Genomic DNA, 14,338 nt, shown 5'->3' with positions numbered 1-14,338 from the left:
TCCTGCTCTGACTCCGGCCGTGGTTCCTGCTCGGGGGCCTACTTCCCCTTCGCCGGGCAGCGGGTGTCGCGCTCCGGACGCTCACCAGTGGTCAGAAAGGCGGTCACCGCGCGGTCCCCGCAGACGTTGCCGATGCCGAGATAGACCGAGTGGCCCCCCTGGTCCACGCTGACGAGCCGGGCCCGGTCACCGAGCGCCGTCCGCATCCTCAGCCCGCCGAAGTGCGGTGTGGACGGATCACGAAGGCTCTGGATCATCAGGATGTTGGAGGGCCCCTCGTCGGTGATGCGCGTCGGCTCATCGGCCGGTGCGTCCTTCCAGAACGCACAGGGTGTGATGTTCCGCGGGAACCCCGCGGTCAGCGGATACGCGGCACGATCGGCGGCCACCGCGCGCCGGTAGGAGGAGACTCGGCCGGGCCACCGGGCGTCATTGCAGATGACCGCCATGGTGACCGCCGCGGCCTCATCGCTCATCGGCTTCACCAGGTCGTCCGACAACACCGGCCGTACCGTCGGGTCCTGTGCGGCCCTGATCAGCCGGGCCAGTTGGGGGAACACCGCATCGCTGTAGAGGGAGACATGGAGGGCCTGCCGCAGCAGGTTTCCGGTGAGGGGGACACCCGGTGTCGTGGTCTGCTTCGGCTCCCGGTCCAGAGACCGCGCCAGCTTCAGAAACCCGGGCCGGATGTCCTTCGCCCGCTCCCCCAGCCCCAGCCCATCGGCGTCCCGGTCCGGGTGCACGGCCCAGGCCGCGAAGTCGGGGAAGCGATCCTCGACGGCCTGCCCCGTATTGGCCAGCCAGCCCCGGGCCACCCGCCGCGGATTGGGGTCGCCACTGCTGTCCAGCACCCAACGATCGGTCCGCCGCGGGTACTTCTGGGCGTAGACCGCGCCCACATAGGTCCCATAGGAGTTCCCCACGGCGGACAACTTCGCGACCCCGAGCGCCTTGCGGAAGCTCTCGATGTCCCGTACTTCATTGGCGGTGCTGAGGCTGCGGAGTACCGGGCCGCCCGCGCGGTGGCAGGCCTCGGCGATCCTTCGGGAGCGTGCGACGTTCTCATCGATCCGGCCGTCGGCCGCGGGCCAGGACCGCAGATTCGGCAACCGCCGATCCTCCGCCGCAAGCCCGCAACTGGCGGTGGTGCTGCCGCCGACCCCCCGGGGATCAAAACTGACGACGTCATAGGCCCCCTTCAGCTCCCGCTGGAGGGCAGCCCCTTTCTGCGTCAACCGCTGCACCCCGGATGACCCCGGCCCCCCGGGAATCACGATCAACGTCCCCCGCCGCGCCTCGGGCCGGTCACTGGGGACACGGGAGACCGCGAGTTTGATGTGCTCTCCCCCGGGATCGCGATAGTCGATCGGCACCGACAGCTCGGCACACTCCTGCACCTGGGGACCCCCCGGCTGAGCACAGGACTTCCAGAAGAGCTGCCCTGGGACCGAGGTGCCCGGCGCCGCCTGGGCAGCGGGGGCGACGACACCGGTGAGGGTGGCGGAGAGGGCGAGGAGAAGCGCGGGAGTGGAGGAGTAAGTCGTCATGGCTAGAGGGTTGTTGATCCGGCGGCAGAGGCCCATCCGGATGGCCGGTGGACGGGGGTGGGGGTAACCCCCGGGGCGGGGGCGCCAAGCCATCTCCGTGGCTCATCCAAGAGCGCCACGTCCATCTCCCGTGTCGCTGCGAGGAGTAGCGTTCTGAGTGTCTACGTCAGAACGGAGTGCTGACGTGCCGGATTCAGATGACGGACACACTTCCCCGGACACCTTTGCTCAGCGGGTCCGACGAGCCAGAGAGCGGCGGGGATGACCCGAGCCGCAGCGGCTGAACGAGTTGGCCACTCGTACGAGTGGTGGAAGAGCATCGAGTCGGGTCGGCTGCTCATGCCACGGCTGCCGATGCTGATGCGGATGGCCGACGTGCTGGGCGTTGATTCCCTCGCCGATCTCACCGGCGACGACCGTGTCACCGCGTCCGCCTACAGCAACGCGTCTCACCCTTCGCTGAGCAGGGTGAAGGACTCGCTCACCACATACTCCTTCCGTTCCTCAGGCGCTGAACCTCACGGTGAGGAGGCGTTGCTGGCACGAGTACGACAAGCGTGGCTGCTGTGGCACGGCATCGGAGACCATCGCACGCACACTGCCGACGTCCTTCCCACGCTCCTCCTCGACCTTCAGCACGCGGCCCGTGCATGAGTCTGACCGTGGAACCGTCGAAGATCGGTGTGATTCGCCGCGTTGTCATAGACCGACTCCACGATCTCGGGCATGGATCGGCTGCCCCCGATGTGGGGCTGGTGGTGACCGAACCGCTCGCCAACGTCCACAAGCACGCCGAAGGCGTCTGCCATCTGGAGATCGAGCCCCAGGGCGAGCGGTTGGTCCTGCGTCTCAGCGACACCGTCCACGCCCCACCCACCACGCGCCGGCATTCCAGTTCAGCGGAGACCGGGCGGGGGCTGCTCCTGGTGGAGGCGCTGACCGAACGCTGGGAGTCCGGCGTCACATCGACCGGCAAGGTGGTGACCTGCACCTTCCGTGCCTCGACCGAGCCAACCCAGGCAGGGCTGCCCAGATGAACACAACACCCCCGGAGGCGGACCCGACGGAACCCACCCCGGGGGAGGACGCACCGGACATCTCCCGAACCCACCGTAGGGGTTTCGCCCTCGCTTCCTCGCCCTGGTCATCGCTCTCGTGTGTGCGCTTCTGCGGACCCTGAGGGCTTAGCGCTCGGGGCAGAAGGAGAGTGCAGCCCTGTTGATCGAGAGTTGGGCCGTGAAGCAGCATCCGGACTGCCCGCCCCGTGGGGGGCCACATCGCTCATGAATGTGAAGGGGCAGGACCCCTTTCCCGGTGTCACGGTGTCGACGGGGACGCCTCCAGCGGGGGCGGCGCGGGAACCACAGCGGGGGTCGCCATGCCATTGTCCTCCAGCGCGAACTCGTCCAGTTCGACACTGCGGACCAGAACACCCGGCAGGTCCACGAATCGACTCAGTGCGTCCGCGATGGCTTCCGTCAGGGTCTCGGCATCGAAGGAGCACATGAACCGGGAGTAGCCCGGCCCCTCCACCAGGCTGATGCGACCGTCATGGAAGCTGGCCAGCTCCGTCAGAGCGTCATCCTGCTCTTCGGTGAGAGCGTCCTGAAGGACCAGGTTGAAGTACCAGTTACGCACAGTTCGTATGCCTCCGTGTGAATCGATTGATGTCACGCGCCTCATCCTCCTGGTTCTGCGGGGTGCAGGGCACCTTGTACCTGTCGTTGCACGGGCAGCAGATCAGATACCCCCATCGATGACCCCTCCCGGTACGGGTCACCTTGAGGCCTACCGCCTCCGCCCTCTTCAGGGCCGCTTCAACATCCTTCTTCTGATGCCGGTCGCCGAGTGCCATGCCACCACGTTCTACGCGCCGAACGACGGGAGAGGCTGCCCAGTGGGAGGCATACCGCCCGAACGAGCTACCCCCTGGGCTCTTGTTGTCAAGCTACCGCCGGAGCCGTCCGGACCGGCGGCCGTTCGGCGTCCTCAGCCGCCACATCGGCCAGAGCAGGGCCGTCCACCTGAACACAACACGACCGAAGGCGGACCCGACAGCACAGACCTCCGGGGGCCGCGGCAAGGATGTCGCCCGGGTCACCGTCGAGGCTGTCCGGGCGCTGGGCCACTGTTGGGCCGGGTGGCGGCGCCATGCGCCGCGAGGGCGGCGTCCTGAGGCCGGTTTCCCCCGGCTGGGGGACCAGCCATACTGGGTGAGCCGGGTGACTGACCTGGGCATGGGCGCGGTACCCGACCGACGGTCCGACCCCGACCGCCGAGTCCCTGTCAGCCGCGCTCAGGACCGCCCTGACCTCCGGAACCGACGTACGAGCGACCGCCGTGGCCGGCACGATCCGCACCGATGGGACCACGGTGGCCAAGGAGCTGTTGCTCGACACGATTCGACACGACTCAAGACGACTCAAGACGATGAGCCGAGAGAGGCCGCCAGTGCCCGCGTGAACACACGGGATCATCGAGCCAGGACACGAGAACCCACGAACCCTGGCAACCTGAACCGACGACGGCCACCGGGTCCATGTCAGGCGGAGCGCTGCCCGCCACGGCCACCAGGTGCGTCAGCCCGGTCCAGACGCCTCGCTGCGCGCAATGGTTGCAAGCGGCCTCAGATCGGAGCCTCTGCATGACCCCCCTGACCACCAGCGCGTTTGACCTTCCCGACCGGCTCGCCGCCAAGGCTGACCCGCAGCTGATCGCCGACGACGAGCGGCATTTCGCGGCCATCGCGGAGTGCCTTCAGCAGTCGATCACCGAGCTGTCCGACCATCTCGACGCCGTGCGCAAGGCGCCCGGCGGCGGCGGCCAGCAGGCGATGGACCGGGATCTGGAGGTTCACCGGGTGACCGCTCGGCTGCGCACCCTGGGGCGCTTCGGTCTGGATCTCTGTCTCGGGCACATGGTCAGCGCGGAGGGCTCCGAGCCCGTGTACGTCGGACGGCTCGGCCTAGCGGACAGCTCGGGTCGCCGGCTGCTGCTCGACTGGCGCTCCCCCGCGGCTGAGCCGTTCTTCGGCGCCACCCACGCCAACCCGATGGGTCTGGCGAGCCGCCGTAGATACCGCTGGACCCGCGGCCTGATCAGCGACTACTGGGACGAGGTCTTCGCCTCGGACGGGTTTGCCGGGCACGCGGCGCTCGACGACCAGTCCGCCTTCATCGCCAGCCTGGGCAGCAACCGGTCGGCACGGATGCGTGATGTGCTCGGCACCATCCAGGCGGATCAGGACGCCATCATCCGCGCGGGTTCCCGTGGCGCGCTCGTGGTCGACGGCGGCCCGGGTACGGGGAAGACCGTCGTCGCGCTGCATCGCTCCGCCTACCTCCTCTACTCCGACCCTCGCCTGGGCCACCGCCGGGGCGGCGTGCTGTTCGTCGGTCCGCACCAGCCCTATCTGGGCTATGTCGCCGATGTGCTGCCCAGCCTCGGTGAGGAGGGCGTACAGACCTGCACCCTGCGGGATCTCGTCGCCGAGGGAGCCGCAGCGACGGTCGAGGCCGACCCGCAGGTGGCCCGGCTGAAGTCGTCCGCGAAGCTGGTGAAGGCGATCGAGACGGGCGTGAGGTTCTACGAGGAGCCGCCCACCCAGGGCATGACGGTCACGACCCACTGGTCCGACATCTGGCTGAGCGCCGACGACTGGGCCGCGGCGTTCGACGCGGCGGAGCCCGGCACTCCCCACAATGAGGCGCGCGACCAGGTCTGGGAGGAGCTGCTCACGATCCTGGTGGACAAGCACAACGACGGCGCCTCGGCCGCCATGCTCCGCAAGTCGCTGCCGCAGAACAGGGAGCTGCGCACGGCCTTCCACCGCGCCTGGCCGCTGATCGAAGCGGCAGACCTGGTGGGAGACCTGTGGACGGTACCCGCCTACCTGCGCAGGTGCGCTCCCTGGCTCAGCCCCGATGACGTGGCGCGGTTGCAGCGCGCGGACGCCCAGGCCTGGACGGTGTCCGACCTGCCCCTTCTGGACGCGGCCCGGCAGCGGCTGGGCGATCCGGGGGCATCGCGGCGCAGGCGTCAGCACGCCGCCGCTGTCGCCGCCGAGCGCGAGCGCATGTCCAAGGTCGTCGACCGACTGCTGGAAGCCGACGACGACGGCGAGGGTGTGATGACGATGCTGCACGGCAACGACATCAAGAACGCCCTGATCGATGAGACCGCGCTGTCCAGTGTCGAACCGGACCTGCTCGCCGGCCCGTTCGCCCATATCGTGGTGGACGAGGCTCAGGAACTGACCGACGCGCAGTGGCAGATGCTGCTACTGCGCTGCCCGTCCCGGAGCTTCACCATCGTCGGGGATCGCGCCCAGGCCAGGCACGGGTTCACGGAGTCGTGGCAGGAGCGGCTGGAGCGGATCGGGCTCGACCGGATCCGTCTGGCGTCCCTGAGCATCAACTACCGGACGCCGGAGGAGATCATGGCGGAGGCCGAGCCGGTCATCCGGGCCGCGCTCCCCAACGCGAATGTGCCGACCTCGATCCGCAGCAGCGGTATCCCCGTCGTCCATGGATCCACCGCGGATCTGAGCTCGATCCTGGACACCTGGCTCGCCGCGCACGCGGATGGGATCGCGTGTGTCATCGGCGATCCCACCTTCCGGACGACCTCTCGCGTTCGGTCGCTGACCCCGGAGCTGTCGAAGGGGCTCGAATTCGATCTGGTCGTCCTCGTCGACCCGGAGGGGTTCGGCAAGGGCATCGAGGGTGCGGTCGACCGCTATGTCGCGATGACCCGGGCGACCCAGCGACTCGTCATCCTCAACAGCCCCTGACGCCGGTCGGATGAAGGGCCTTGGGGCCGAGTCGACCGGGGCTGTCGATACCGGTCCCCACCGGGGCTGCCCGGCTCGCCGCGCCCGTCAGCCCTTCACCTCGGCCACTTGGCGGGCCCTGCTGTCCAGTTCCCGTACCGCCCGCACCTGCCGGTAGGGCGCGATGCGCCTGCGCATGGTTCGGAAGTGGTCATCACCCCGGGCGGTGGAGAGCTTGGTGTAGTCGTCGAGGAAGGCTCCCCAAGTGCCGCAGGCCTCCTCCAGGTGTCCCAGCTCGAACTGGCGTTGTGCGAGTACGGCATTGGCGTGCACCCTGCCTTGCCGCTGCTGTCGCGGCTGGGCCCTCAACGATTCCTTGAGGGCCGCGATGGAACCCGGGAGGTCCTTCATCTCGTACAGCACATGGGCGATGTGGAACTGGTACGCGGACCTGTCGTACCCACCGATCGCCTCTCGCCGTGAGTCGGCCCTGGCGAGCGCGGCCTCCGTCTCCCGGAGCCGGGAGAAGGCCTGTTGGCCGTCCCCGACCATGGAGGCCGCATGCGCCTGCTGGCCGCGCAGGAAGGCCACCAGTCGGGGGCTGGCCTTCGGCGCCGCCTCGGCCGCGGAGTCGGCCAGCTCCAACGCCTTCCGCCCATGCCCGAGGCTCGAAGCCTGAAGGCTCATCCCCCGCAGGGTCCGGCAGTACGTCACATGGTCGTCCGCCTCGCCGGCCAGCCTCAACGCCTTGATGTAGTACCTCTGCCCCAGGCCGTGCTCCCGCTCGTACATCGCCATCCAGCCCGTCAGATACGTCAGATCCGAAGCGGCGGACAGCATGTCGGCACGATCCTTCTCACTCGCCGACGCGCGCAGATACGGCAGTACGGTGTTGACGAGGAAGGCGGCTGCCATGGGTCGGGCGAGGCCTCCTCCCAGTTCGTCGAGGATGTCGGCGATGCGATCGGTGATGGCCCGAACGGTCGCCACATCACCGGCGCCGATACGGCTGGCCGTCTTGGCCGTGCGCACCCGTTCCCCGGCATGTGCCACATCGGCGAACAGCGGGACGGAGAGCGCCGCCGAATACAGGCCTGCTGTCAGTACTCCGCGGCGCGACGGGTCCATATCGGCCCTTCCGAGATCCAGGAGGGATTCGACAGTGCTGCCGCTGGCAGCCGCTTCCTTCCCCTTCGGTGGCCGAAGACCGGCTTCCGGGTAACTCAGGGTGCGGCCGAGCTTGCGTCCCAGCGTTTCGAGGATGACACCTCTGACCTGCTCCCTCGGCTGGGTACCCGCAAGCCAATGGGAGACGGCGGACTGGTCGTACTTCAGTGTGAGACCCACCTGGGCGCCGGTCCGGTTCACCGCGGCAGCAAGCTGCGTCCGTGACCATCGCGCCTGTTCAAGCAGGGATTCAAGGCCTTCATTGCGCTGTTTGTGGGTCGTGTCGACCATGGCAACTCCCCCGGAGAATTCATGACTTTCACGGTCACGCCTCTCAACACGGTACCCTCCCGCACACATTACGCAGTTGGCTCTGCACTGTCCGCGATCAGGAGTGGGCACAAGGAGACGCGGTGATTGCTGTGCCAGCAACAGCTGACCTACTGAACATGACCCCGACCATGGAGTCATGGGTGATCGGCCCCATCCGGCGGACCGTCATAAACCGTCTCCCCGAACTCGGGCAGGACAACCTCGCACACACTGCCGGTTCGCGGCAGAACGGGTGGGGGCTCGCGAGACGACGGGCTGAGCAACCAAGGGCGGGCACCACCGGGACCTGCGAAGCCGCGGGCCGCGGCTGGTGTAACGCGTCGGCTCCGAACAGGGCAGAGGCGGCGCGATGAGCGAAACAGAACACCGACCGGACACGGACACCCGCCCCTACCCCGATGATCCACCGAAGGTCGGACCGGCTCATCAGGTCGTCTTCGTACTCGCCGTGCTGGCCCTCGTCGGCTCTCTGGTGATCGCACTCCTACGCAGCGCGGGGGGTGACGCGCCGTGACCGGGGCAAGGGACATCACCGCGGTGGGGACAGGACCGCAGGCCGGTGCGGGTCCGAGGCCCCACCGCCGCACGGTACGAGGACCCGCGCCCACTTCAGAACCCCGCAAACGGGTGTACACGGCGCTCAGGAAGCACTGGGCGCACCGCGCCAGGGCATGAGCAGGTGGAGGAACCGTCCATGGGAAGGCCGCTGGAACACATCCGGTGGCCCACCGCCGATCTGAGGAGACCGTATGCCCGCCGCCCCACTGACCAGCGCCGAACTCGATCAGGCCCTTGCCGAGCTGCCCGGCTGGAGCGTGCGGGACGGCAAACTCACCGCGTCGTTCGAGATCAAGCGCGGCGATCTGCCGCCGTTCTATGTGGCGGTGGCCGCCGCCGAGGATGAGGCCAACCACCACGCCTATGTCGACATCATCCACGGGACGATCGGCTTCGCCCTCAACACCCATAACGCCGGTGGGGCGATCACCTCTCAGGACACCGCGCTCGCCACCCGCATCACCGCCCTGGCCGCCCAGCACGGGGCTGAGATCGAGAACGGCTGAGCCCGGGGCCTTCGGAAGAAGGGGCGGTGGTTCCCGCTAGTTCCCGGCTCGCGCGGAGGGGGTCTCGCCGGCCTGGGCCTGGCGGGAGCGCTCGGCGAACATCGCGGCCCAGTCGGTGACCTGGGCATCGGTGGGGCGGTTGCCGCCGAGTCCACCGGTCTCGATCACCAACACCGTGGTGCCCACCCGGACCTGGATCATGGCGCTGGTGCCCATGCCGGGGCGTTCGCCGCGCTGGGCGTCGCGTTGCTCACCGACCGGGCCAAGGGTGATCGGTTTGTGCGGCGGCGGTACCTGACGGGCGGTGGCGGCCCACAGATTGCTGTAGGCGGCCTGCGCGGCCCGGGTGTCCCGGTAGGCGTAGACGAGGAAGGCGGCGGTTCCGGCGTCCTCCTTCAGCAGGAGGGCGTTGGTCAGGTACGCAAGGCCCTCGCAGCTGGGATTGCTCCTGGCGCAGTAGCCGCCGGGAAGCGGCTTCCTCATGTCCTCGGTGAGGGGGCCGCCGGTCTTGCGCCAGCCGGGGAGCGCGTCCATGGGCATGAGCGCGGTCAGTTCCGCCTCGGTGAGGGCCTTGGGACGGATCGGAGCCGGCGGACTCGCCTTCGCCGGATCGGACTGCTCGGGAGACGGACCCTTGGTGCTCGGTTCCTCGGCGGGCTTGGCGGGCTCGGTAGCAGCCGGCTTCTTGGCGTCCGGCTTCCCAGCCGCCGAGTCCGACCCGCAGCCCGTGAGGAGCAGTACCCCCGCGGCGGTGGCCGCGACCAACCGTCCGTATCCCTTGACCATGGCATTCCCCCCAGGTGTGCTGGCCATCGATCATAGGGACGGTCGAACATCTGTCTACGGTTTCACCCAGGGGTACTCGGGTCGCTTGCGTTGAGGTGGGCCAGGACCTGTTGGCCGCGCGGTGAGAGCCGATAGCCGATCTCCAGGCTCTCGGTGAGGCCGTACTCCTTGAGCCTGCGCACATCGGACTTGAACCGGGGTAGTTCACGACCGAGGGCTTCGGCGAGTTCCCGAGCGGGCACCGCCGGGTTCTGATCGATCAGCCGCAGCACCACCCTGGTCCAGGGGCCCCGCTTGCTGCGGGCGTCGATCTGGATGAGGCGGGCGGCTTCCCCGTCGAGTTCCCGCGGGGACAGAGCGGCTTCGTTTCGCAACTCCGCTCGGGGATCGGTGCCCGCGAAGCGGATGCCGATGCGGTGGATACGCCGGTCCTCGCCCTGCCTCAGGCTCTCCAGCAGCTCCCCTTTGCTGTCGAAGCCCGCACGGCGGACATCCGCTGCGGTTATCTCCTGCTCGGTCACGATCTCCACATCGCCGAACTCGATGATCCCCACTGCCGTCCGCACCGATCCGCCACTTCTGACCTCGGCCTCACGCCAGCGCCGAAAGGCCAGCTCCACCTCACCGGTGACCACACGGTCCAGCACATCCCGCCGAAACAACATGGACTGCTCCTCCCCTCCATCGATCCGATCAACGCGCCCGCTCGGTGCTCCCGATCAACGCGCCCGGTCAGCGCGTCCGCTCGGTGCGCCCGGTCAGCGCGTCCGCTCGGTGCGCCCGGTCAGCGCGTCCGCTCGGTGCGCCCGGTCAGCGCGTCCGCTCGGTGCGTCCGTTCGGTGCGTCCGAGGCACCAGTCTCCGAGCAAGCGCCGCCGGTACGCCAGCCACCCGCCGTCCGACGCACTGCCCGTACCGGCCCGAAACCATCGATCACCGCATAGGACACGGGCCCGGTCCATGGAGTGATGCTGTTGGTTAATCCGGGCCGTGCGTGACGTCGGCCTTCAAGACCCGGTTGTGGTCTTGAAGGCCGACGTTGTCGTATGGGGTGGGTGCGGGTGTCGATGCAGCCGAAGGGGTCTGAGGAGATCCCGGTGGAGACGGTGCGGGTAGCGCGGGCAGCGTTCCCGAAGGGGAGCCTGGCAATCCGGGTGCGGGACGAGTTAGGTGTCCTGTTCACCGATGAGCAGTTCGCGGGCCTGTTTGCGGTGCGGGGCAAGCCTGCCTGGTCGCCGGGGCGGCTGGCGCTGGTGCTCGTGTTGCAGTTCGTGGAGAGGCTGACCGACCGGCAGGCCGCAGAGGCGGTGCGGGCTCGGATCGACTGGAAGTACGCGCTGGCACTGGAACTGGCCGATCCGGGGTTTGACTTCTCCGTGCTGTCGGAGTTCCGGGACCGGCTGGTCACCGCCGACGGCGGTCGGCCGGTGTTGGACGGAATCCTGGCCGCCGCCCGGGAGAAAGGGCTGCTCAGCCGTGGTGGCAAGGCGCGGACCGACTCCACGCATGTGCTGTCTGCGGCTCGAGACCTGAACTGGCTGGAGCTGGTCGGAGAGAGTCTGCGGGCGGCACTGAACGCGGTGGCGCGCACCGAACCGGACTGGCTCAGCACGCACGCCCTGCCGGACTGGTTCACGCACTACTCGACCCGGATCGAAGACTCCCGTTTCCCCAAGGCCCAGGCCAAGCGGGCCGAGGTGGGACGCCGGATCGGCAGGGACGGAATGCGGCTGCTGGAGATGATCTGGACCGATGACGCTCCCGTGGCGCTTCGGGCACTGCCGGAGGCGGAACTCCTGCGGCAGCTGTGGATCCAGCAGTTCCACTTGGTGGAAGGCGAGGTGGAGCGGCGGGACCCAAAAGACCGGCCACCGGGCGCAGAACGCCTGGTCACCCCCTATGACGTCCACGCCCGGGGAAGCGTCAAACGCGACATCTTCTGGGACGGCTACAAGGTCCATCTCACCGAGACGTGCGAGCCGGGGACGGTGCACCTCGTGACGAATGTGACCACCACCGCCGCCACCGTGCCCGACGACCGCATGGCCGCCGTCGTGCATGCGGGCCTTGCGAGGCGGGACCTGCTACCCGGCGAGCACTGGGTCGACACCGGCTATGCCAATGCCGGGGCCCTGGCCGCCGCCCAGCGTGATCACGGCGTCGCGCTGCACGGACCGATGAGGTCCGTGACCGTCCCGCACGCCCGCGGCGAGGCCGCCTACGGGCAGGACGCGTTCACCATTGACTGGGACAACCAGCATGTGACCTGTCCGAACGGTGTCACCAGCACACAGTGGCACCAGCGTCGTTCGGAAGACGGGCTGCCGACCATCCGGGTCCGGTTCTCTCCGGCCGATTGCCGCACCTGCCCTCAGCTGCGGGCATGCGTCAACTCCCCCAAGGCTCAACGTCGGGAGATCAACCTCAAACCCCGCGAGGAATACGCAGCGCTTCAGCAGGCCCGCAAGCTCCAGCAGACCGATGAGTGGAAGGACCGCTACAAGATCCGTGCCGGGGTCGAGGGCACTGTCTCCCAGGCAATACAAGCCTGCGGTCTGCGCAGATCCCGCTACCACGGCCTGGCCAAGACCAGCCTCCAGCACCAGCTCACCGCCGCCGCGATCAACCTCATCCGCATCAGCGCCCGGCTCAGCGGCCAGCCCCATGCCCGCACCCGCACCAGCCACCTCGCAGCACTTCGCCCCGCCGCATAACGACGGGGCGAAGCAACCAGGCCCGAATTGACCAACAGCGTCCTCAAAGGAGTGGCCGGGCCCGCGCGCCGTTTCCATTGGAAACGGCGGCCAGCTTCGGCAGCAGATCCTTGAGAGTGTCACCCATGGCGGCGAAGGCGATGTCCTTGTCCCGTGCGTCCATGGTCCGCTCGTCCCTGGGGTGTCCGCTCTGGACATGGATCTCACAGTCGAGATTGCTGTCCCGGACGATCATCCGAAGGTCGTCCTTCCAAACGCCCTTCTCAGCGGAGACAAAACGGAACGCCTGGCGCCCGACCCCGGGTACGGCGACGGTGCCGTTCTTGTCGGTGACCGCCGACTCCTTGGCGTACTCGTGCATCCTGATGGCCTCGCCGACCTGAGCCCAGGCGGTGCAGTGGACGACGGCACGGGCGTACCGATCCCTGCCATTGCCGAGCGACTGCTTGCACTCGGAGCCGCTGCTCTTCGCCGGATCGGCACCGGTCTCATGGGATGCCGCCTTGCCACGGAGGGGACCGACGGCGGTCGCCAGCTCACTGAAGTCGATGACATCACAGAGACGGTTGGGCGGCTGATAGCTGCCGGGCCCGTTGGTACGTTCGGCCTTCGGTGTCGGCTTCGGCTTCGCGGACTCCTTGCCGTCCCCGCCGCAGCCGACCAGCGCCACCGCCATCGCGGCCACCAGCAGAGCGCGGCCAGAACTGCCCAGCGTCGTACGGAACATGGCACTCCCCGGGGGGTGATCGCGATGGACTTCCCGGGGAAGGCTAACGGACCGAACGCCGCCGGGACCGGCGCAGCGGGAAGCCGAGGACGCGATGCTCGACGACATCGCCCGTGCTAGCGGCCTGGACACCCCGCGGTGAGCGAACCGGCGGGCCGGGACCTCCGCAGTCCGGCCCGGTGGCACGCGGCCCCTGGCTCGGAACCCCGCTGTCCCAGAAGGAGCCACGGGAGTGGTCCGCGGGGGAACCGGCGCCGGTCCCAGACCTGTCCCAGTCGATCGCCGCCCTCATCCACGCCGAGCAGCAGGCCCTGGCAAAAGAACTCCGGTCCCTCGCCGACCAGATACGGGCCGCCGAACGTTGCGAGGAAACCTCCGACGGCTTCAACGACGGAGTGACCTGGGCCCTCCTGTGGATCGAGAACACCGCCAACAGACTCACCCGAGCACAGACCCACCCCTGAGTAACCGCACACGCCACTGGCCAGCGGCTCCCCCAAGCCTGTCGTCGTAGGACGTCAGGTGGCGGTGCTGTGGTTCTGCTGTGGTTCCCCAGTTGATCGAGCCCACGTGGGTGTTGTCCTGGGTGGGGCACTGGGGCCTGGTCGACGAAATGACCGCACTGAGCATCTGAAGCAGACTTCAGGGAACCACCTGCTGAGACCGGACTCAGTCAGTATCAGCACCGCCGTTGAGGCGAGATGTCTGGAGGAAGTCCTGCAGTTCCTCTGTCTTCTGGTCGAATTGACGGTCCAGGAGGGAGATCGGGGCGCGCAGGAAGACGCTCCGCCCGTCCCTCAGGGACACCCGCACCCGGTCGATGCCCGCGCTGCGGCGTACGGTGATGTCGCGGACGTCCGTCCAGTCGGCCCTACCCCGATCGCCCTTTGCGAAGGTAACGAAACGCGGCGTGGCGGTGACCGCCTCCGGGCGCGGCAGTACCAGGACGCCCAGAGCGGCTAAGCCGATCACTCCCAGATGGTTCCGTATTCCCGCGACGGTCACCGGCTCACCCGTGACCAGCGGGATGCCCTGGAAGAGCAGCTCACCGAGCAGCAGTGCGCTGGTGAGCGGGAGAGCGAACTGCGCGGTGCTTAACCGGTAGCGGACCGTCCGCCCGTTTGCGTCGTCACTGCTGTCGGCCCCGCCCCGACCCGCTGGCCCATCCGACATTCCCTGACGTTCCATACCGACCATCGCTTCTTCCTTGTACCCGGCGCTGGTGGCGCC

The 14,338-nt window shown here is 68.4% G+C and carries 15 protein-coding genes; 7 read left to right on the top strand and 8 right to left on the bottom strand.

Annotated features, from left to right (window positions below; all coding sequences use genetic code 11):
- Window positions 1-38: 38 nt before the first annotated feature.
- Window positions 39-1,547 carry an alpha/beta hydrolase gene (locus tag NBG84_RS11950; RefSeq protein WP_250919333.1) on the bottom strand — a complete coding sequence of 503 codons (1,509 nt, stop codon included), beginning with the start codon at window positions 1,545-1,547 and terminating at the stop codon, window positions 39-41.
- 261 nt (window positions 1,548-1,808) lie between these two features.
- Here NBG84_RS11950 and NBG84_RS11945 point away from each other — a divergent pair, with 261 nt between their 5' ends.
- Both NBG84_RS11945 and NBG84_RS11940 read left to right on the top strand, forming a co-directional pair.
- Window positions 1,809-2,201 carry a helix-turn-helix domain-containing protein gene (locus NBG84_RS11945; protein ID WP_250919332.1) on the top strand — a complete coding sequence of 131 codons (393 nt, stop codon included), beginning with the start codon at window positions 1,809-1,811 and terminating at the stop codon, window positions 2,199-2,201.
- A complete protein-coding gene (locus NBG84_RS11940; RefSeq protein WP_250919331.1) occupies window positions 2,198-2,584 on the top strand; it encodes an ATP-binding protein in 387 nt (128 codons plus the stop codon). Before NBG84_RS11945 ends, NBG84_RS11940 begins: the two co-directional genes overlap by 4 nt.
- A gap of 280 nt (window positions 2,585-2,864) precedes the next feature.
- Here NBG84_RS11940 and NBG84_RS11935 read toward each other — a convergent pair whose 3' ends face one another.
- The gene (locus tag NBG84_RS11935; protein WP_250919330.1) at window positions 2,865-3,185 is read right to left on the bottom strand and encodes a hypothetical protein; all 321 of its coding nucleotides are present in this window, start codon (window positions 3,183-3,185) and stop codon (window positions 2,865-2,867) included.
- Window positions 3,178-3,402, bottom strand: a complete 225-nt coding sequence (locus tag NBG84_RS11930) for a hypothetical protein (protein WP_250919329.1) — start codon at window positions 3,400-3,402, stop codon at window positions 3,178-3,180. Before NBG84_RS11930 ends, NBG84_RS11935 begins: the two co-directional genes overlap by 8 nt.
- 789 nt (window positions 3,403-4,191) lie before the next feature.
- Here NBG84_RS11930 and helR point away from each other — a divergent pair.
- The gene (gene helR / locus NBG84_RS11925) at window positions 4,192-6,339 is read left to right on the top strand and encodes an RNA polymerase recycling motor ATPase HelR (protein ID WP_250919328.1); all 2,148 of its coding nucleotides are present in this window, start codon (window positions 4,192-4,194) and stop codon (window positions 6,337-6,339) included.
- Window positions 6,340-6,426: 87 nt separating this feature from the next.
- On the opposite strand, the gene NBG84_RS11920 is transcribed toward helR, so the two are convergent.
- A complete protein-coding gene (locus NBG84_RS11920) occupies window positions 6,427-7,776 on the bottom strand; it encodes an NsdA family TPR-like regulatory protein (RefSeq protein ID WP_250919327.1) in 1,350 nt (449 codons plus the stop codon).
- Between the two features lie 391 nt (window positions 7,777-8,167).
- On the opposite strand from NBG84_RS11920, the gene NBG84_RS11915 reads away from it, so the two are divergent.
- On the top strand, window positions 8,168-8,332 hold the full coding sequence (locus NBG84_RS11915; RefSeq protein ID WP_250919326.1) for a hypothetical protein: 165 nt from the start codon (window positions 8,168-8,170) through the stop codon (window positions 8,330-8,332).
- Between the two features lie 235 nt (window positions 8,333-8,567).
- A complete protein-coding gene (locus tag NBG84_RS11910; protein WP_250919325.1) occupies window positions 8,568-8,882 on the top strand; it encodes a 4a-hydroxytetrahydrobiopterin dehydratase in 315 nt (104 codons plus the stop codon).
- A gap of 36 nt (window positions 8,883-8,918) precedes the next feature.
- Here NBG84_RS11910 and NBG84_RS11905 read toward each other — a convergent pair whose 3' ends face one another.
- Complete coding sequence (locus NBG84_RS11905; RefSeq protein ID WP_250919324.1) at window positions 8,919-9,695, bottom strand: hypothetical protein; 777 nt, start codon at window positions 9,693-9,695, stop codon at window positions 8,919-8,921.
- Window positions 9,696-9,730: 35 nt separating this feature from the next.
- On the bottom strand, window positions 9,731-10,333 hold the full coding sequence (locus tag NBG84_RS11900; RefSeq protein ID WP_250919323.1) for a hypothetical protein: 603 nt from the start codon (window positions 10,331-10,333) through the stop codon (window positions 9,731-9,733).
- Between the two features lie 395 nt (window positions 10,334-10,728).
- Between NBG84_RS11900 and NBG84_RS11895 the strand changes: the two genes are divergently transcribed.
- Window positions 10,729-12,381 carry an IS1182 family transposase gene (locus tag NBG84_RS11895; protein WP_250919322.1) on the top strand — a complete coding sequence of 551 codons (1,653 nt, stop codon included), beginning with the start codon at window positions 10,729-10,731 and terminating at the stop codon, window positions 12,379-12,381.
- 43 nt (window positions 12,382-12,424) lie between these two features.
- Here NBG84_RS11895 and NBG84_RS11890 read toward each other — a convergent pair whose 3' ends face one another.
- Window positions 12,425-13,108 carry a hypothetical protein gene (locus NBG84_RS11890; protein WP_250919321.1) on the bottom strand — a complete coding sequence of 228 codons (684 nt, stop codon included), beginning with the start codon at window positions 13,106-13,108 and terminating at the stop codon, window positions 12,425-12,427.
- Between the two features lie 179 nt (window positions 13,109-13,287).
- Here NBG84_RS11890 and NBG84_RS11885 point away from each other — a divergent pair, with 179 nt between their 5' ends.
- Window positions 13,288-13,572 carry a hypothetical protein gene (locus tag NBG84_RS11885; protein ID WP_250919320.1) on the top strand — a complete coding sequence of 95 codons (285 nt, stop codon included), beginning with the start codon at window positions 13,288-13,290 and terminating at the stop codon, window positions 13,570-13,572.
- A gap of 205 nt (window positions 13,573-13,777) precedes the next feature.
- Here NBG84_RS11885 and NBG84_RS11880 read toward each other — a convergent pair.
- On the bottom strand, window positions 13,778-14,338 hold a 561-nt coding region (locus NBG84_RS11880), incomplete at its 5' end, for a hypothetical protein (protein WP_250919319.1).

This window comes from Streptomyces albipurpureus, from assembly GCF_023701525.1.
GTDB lineage: Bacteria > Actinomycetota > Actinomycetes > Streptomycetales > Streptomycetaceae > Streptomyces > Streptomyces albipurpureus.
The sequence above is the reverse complement of the archived record's forward strand: the minus strand, read 5'-3'. Positions and strand labels throughout refer to the sequence as shown.

Excerpts from the sequence above, each read along its gene's own strand:
- NBG84_RS11900 (WP_250919323.1), bottom strand. The coding sequence starts at position 10,333 with ATGTTGTTTCGGCGGGATGTGCTGGACCGTGTGGTCACCGGTGAGGTG.
- NBG84_RS11945 (WP_250919332.1), top strand. The coding sequence starts at position 1,809 with ATGACCCGAGCCGCAGCGGCTGAACGAGTTGGCCACTCGTACGAGTGG.
- NBG84_RS11910 (WP_250919325.1), top strand. The coding sequence starts at position 8,568 with ATGCCCGCCGCCCCACTGACCAGCGCCGAACTCGATCAGGCCCTTGCC.
- NBG84_RS11915 (WP_250919326.1), top strand. The coding sequence starts at position 8,168 with ATGAGCGAAACAGAACACCGACCGGACACGGACACCCGCCCCTACCCC.
- NBG84_RS11905 (WP_250919324.1), bottom strand. The coding sequence starts at position 9,695 with ATGGCCAGCACACCTGGGGGGAATGCCATGGTCAAGGGATACGGACGG.
- NBG84_RS11930 (WP_250919329.1), bottom strand. The coding sequence starts at position 3,402 with ATGGCACTCGGCGACCGGCATCAGAAGAAGGATGTTGAAGCGGCCCTG.
- NBG84_RS11950 (WP_250919333.1), bottom strand. The coding sequence starts at position 1,547 with ATGACGACTTACTCCTCCACTCCCGCGCTTCTCCTCGCCCTCTCCGCC.
- NBG84_RS11890 (WP_250919321.1), bottom strand. The coding sequence starts at position 13,108 with ATGTTCCGTACGACGCTGGGCAGTTCTGGCCGCGCTCTGCTGGTGGCC.
- NBG84_RS11940 (WP_250919331.1), top strand. The coding sequence starts at position 2,198 with ATGAGTCTGACCGTGGAACCGTCGAAGATCGGTGTGATTCGCCGCGTT.
- helR (WP_250919328.1), top strand. The coding sequence starts at position 4,192 with ATGACCCCCCTGACCACCAGCGCGTTTGACCTTCCCGACCGGCTCGCC.
- NBG84_RS11920 (WP_250919327.1), bottom strand. The coding sequence starts at position 7,776 with ATGGTCGACACGACCCACAAACAGCGCAATGAAGGCCTTGAATCCCTG.